Here is a 2,578-nt window from a genome sequence, read left to right as displayed (position 1 = left end):
GGCGCGGTTGGTCGGGGTGCCGGGGCGGGAGGAACCGCTGGGGGCGATCCATCAGGCGACGCGGGTTGCGTTCCGTCGTCCGCGCCCGCGCCCGCGCCGATCCCGCCGTCGCCGTCACCCTGCAGCCAACTCGGTATGAGTGGCGTGCTGCCGCCCGCGCCACCATAGGCGTTCGACGTGCCCATCAGCGCCCGCCTTTCCGCGTACGAAGCGCGGCGCTGGCCGTCGTCTTCAAAAAGGCCGACTGTGACGTCGACCATTTTTGGAGGAGCTTTTCGAACCGAGCTACGGCGTCAGCATCTTTGATGATGCCTTCCCAGCCGGACGCGGGCCACGGTCCGCATCGATCAGCCGGCAAGGCTTCGAGCAGGTCGAGAAGGTTGGCTTGGAGCGCCGGGTGCGCGCGAACCAACACGGCGAGCCCATCAATGCCGGGCGGCGCTGTATTGAAAGCATCGCCGCCCATAACGCGCCCGCGCAGTTCCTCGAATACCTGTGCGGCTTCGGCCGGAACGAGTTGCTTGAGTTCACCTTCGAACGCCTGGACGGCGAGTTTCGGGCCGAGCAACTTTTCAACCACCGCAGCGAGACGCCCGAGCACTGAGGCCGCGCCGAAATAGTCCTTCCGATCCTTGGTCACGAACAGATAGGGGCGCAGATCGACTTCAGTTAAGGCCGGTGACAGCCGCGCCCAAGCCCGTATCGCGTCGGCCGCCTTCCATTCGGTCAGGGTGGCGCTGTCCTTGGAGTCTGGCACGGCGGTCGGCTTTGCGTCATCGAAGGAACTGACCTTGGGCCCGGCCCGCTTGGTTTTGGGGGTTGGCTTCTCCTCCGATGCGGCGGCCTCAAGCGCCGCCAAATCTATGCAGTGGCCGTCCGGATCGCGAGCGGCGGCGCTGGCGATTTGGTCGAACAATCTGGAGAGGAACCGTTCAGCCAGCATGAGTTTCGCCAATACGGGGAGCTTCACCTCCTCTCCAAAGCCGCGAGCGAGCGCGGTTTGATGGCGCAGCAGCAGGGTGTTGAGAAAGCGCTTGATCTGCCGCGGATTACCCTGAGTGCCGCTAGCCAGGATCGGACCGATTTGATCGCTTAGGATGAGCGCGTTCTGGACCTTGCCGGCTTTATCGCCCAAGGCGCCTTTTACTGTTTGCGCGTCGAGCCCAGCCGTCTTCCAGGGCCGTTTGAGCAGTTCGCGCGCGACGTTGATTAGCGCAGAGTAAGCAGGGTCGTCCTCACCCAGTTCAGCGCCAATGAGCAACAAGGTGACATAGATGCGGGTTTCGGTCTCGCCCAAAGCTGGAATCCGGAATGGTATTTGGATCAGCTTTTCGAGATAGTTTCGCGCATAGTCGCGGGGGCCGGTCGTGTCCGGCAGTTCTGGGAAATGCTTGCGCACCGAATATTCGATCATCGCCTCGTCGGCTGCAACGATGAACGCGGTGCGAGCGGTGAATACGAACAGGCGGACGGCTTCGAGGGTTTCAATCGCCGTATCCGGCAGGCAGCGATCTAGATCGTCGATAAGAACGATCAGTTGCTCGACGCCCGCCTGCTTGAGCAGGTCGTCAAAAGCCTTTCGGAACGCTTCAATCTCTTCGGGTACATTCTTCGACTCACCGGGTTTCAGCAGACCCTGCACGCCGTCGATGGCTTTGTCGTAATTCTCCTGCGTGGCGAGTTTTGAGGGATCGGAGAAAATGCCCTTCAAGGTGCCGACCACAGCGCTAACCTGATCGGCTGAGGGGATGCCGGTGAATGCGGTGAAAGCGAGACCACCGCCGTGCCGCGCGATCTTGAGCCAGTCGATCCGCCGGAAAATGTCTTTAACGGCCATGCCGGCCTGGGTAAGCAACGGGCGTTTTTCGATAAGCCCGGTAACGATGCCCTCAATCAGCGCGATCTTAGCATCCTCGAATCCTTGAAAACGCCATCCGTTGAATTTAATGCAGAGCACGTCCTCGTCTGAACTGAGGCCACTCTCGATCATCTCCAAGATGCTGGACTTGCCAGCGCCCCAGTCACCATGAACACCGACGGTTACCGCTCGCTCGGGTTTCTCGCGCAACAGTTCGATGATGGTTTTCGATATCGCCTCGTTATTGAGGAGATCTACCCTCGTCTCATTATCCGTAAGAATCACTGCGTTCCCCCGATGCGCTCTAGCGAGTCGCCGCTTTAATCGCGAGTTTGCCGAAGAAACGCAACTTTCGCTATATGCACTTGGTAGCAGTAGGTTTTTTCCAGCATTTTTGTGTTCACCGCGATCAATGACTGCCCTTCGACAGATGGCCGTCTGATACTGCGGCAGCTCTAGCTAAACTGGCGCTTGCTCGTAACAATGGTCATATTACGCCCGCCTCTCTTCGCGTCGGAGGTGACGAGGAGCGAATGATCTCGGCGGCCCCCTAGCCGAATGTAGTGTTGCCAATCGCTGGCGCGATTCATGAGGCGGCGGCTACCCAACTGCTGGCGATCAGCCCCTGCATTGCACCTGCTGATTCAGAAATTAGTGTTTTATGTCAGATATTTGGCCCCGGAGACAGGAGTGCTTTAGCGCACTGGATCGTAGTTTTGG

Annotated in this window: 1 protein-coding gene; it reads right to left on the bottom strand. The window is 59.5% G+C overall.

Going from position 1 to position 2,578, the window contains the following annotated elements; translation table 11 throughout:
- Positions 1 to 184: 184 nt before the first annotated feature.
- Positions 185 to 2,143, bottom strand: a complete 1,959-nt coding sequence (gene qatA / locus RCF13_RS16130; RefSeq protein ID WP_021586811.1) for a Qat anti-phage system ATPase QatA — start codon at positions 2,141 to 2,143, stop codon at positions 185 to 187.
- Between the last annotated feature and the right edge of the window lie 435 nt (positions 2,144 to 2,578).

It is taken from the genome of Stenotrophomonas maltophilia group sp. RNC7 (assembly GCF_030910085.1).
Taxonomy (GTDB): domain Bacteria; phylum Pseudomonadota; class Gammaproteobacteria; order Xanthomonadales; family Xanthomonadaceae; genus Stenotrophomonas; species Stenotrophomonas sepilia.
This window is presented reverse-complemented; position numbering and strand designations above follow the sequence as displayed.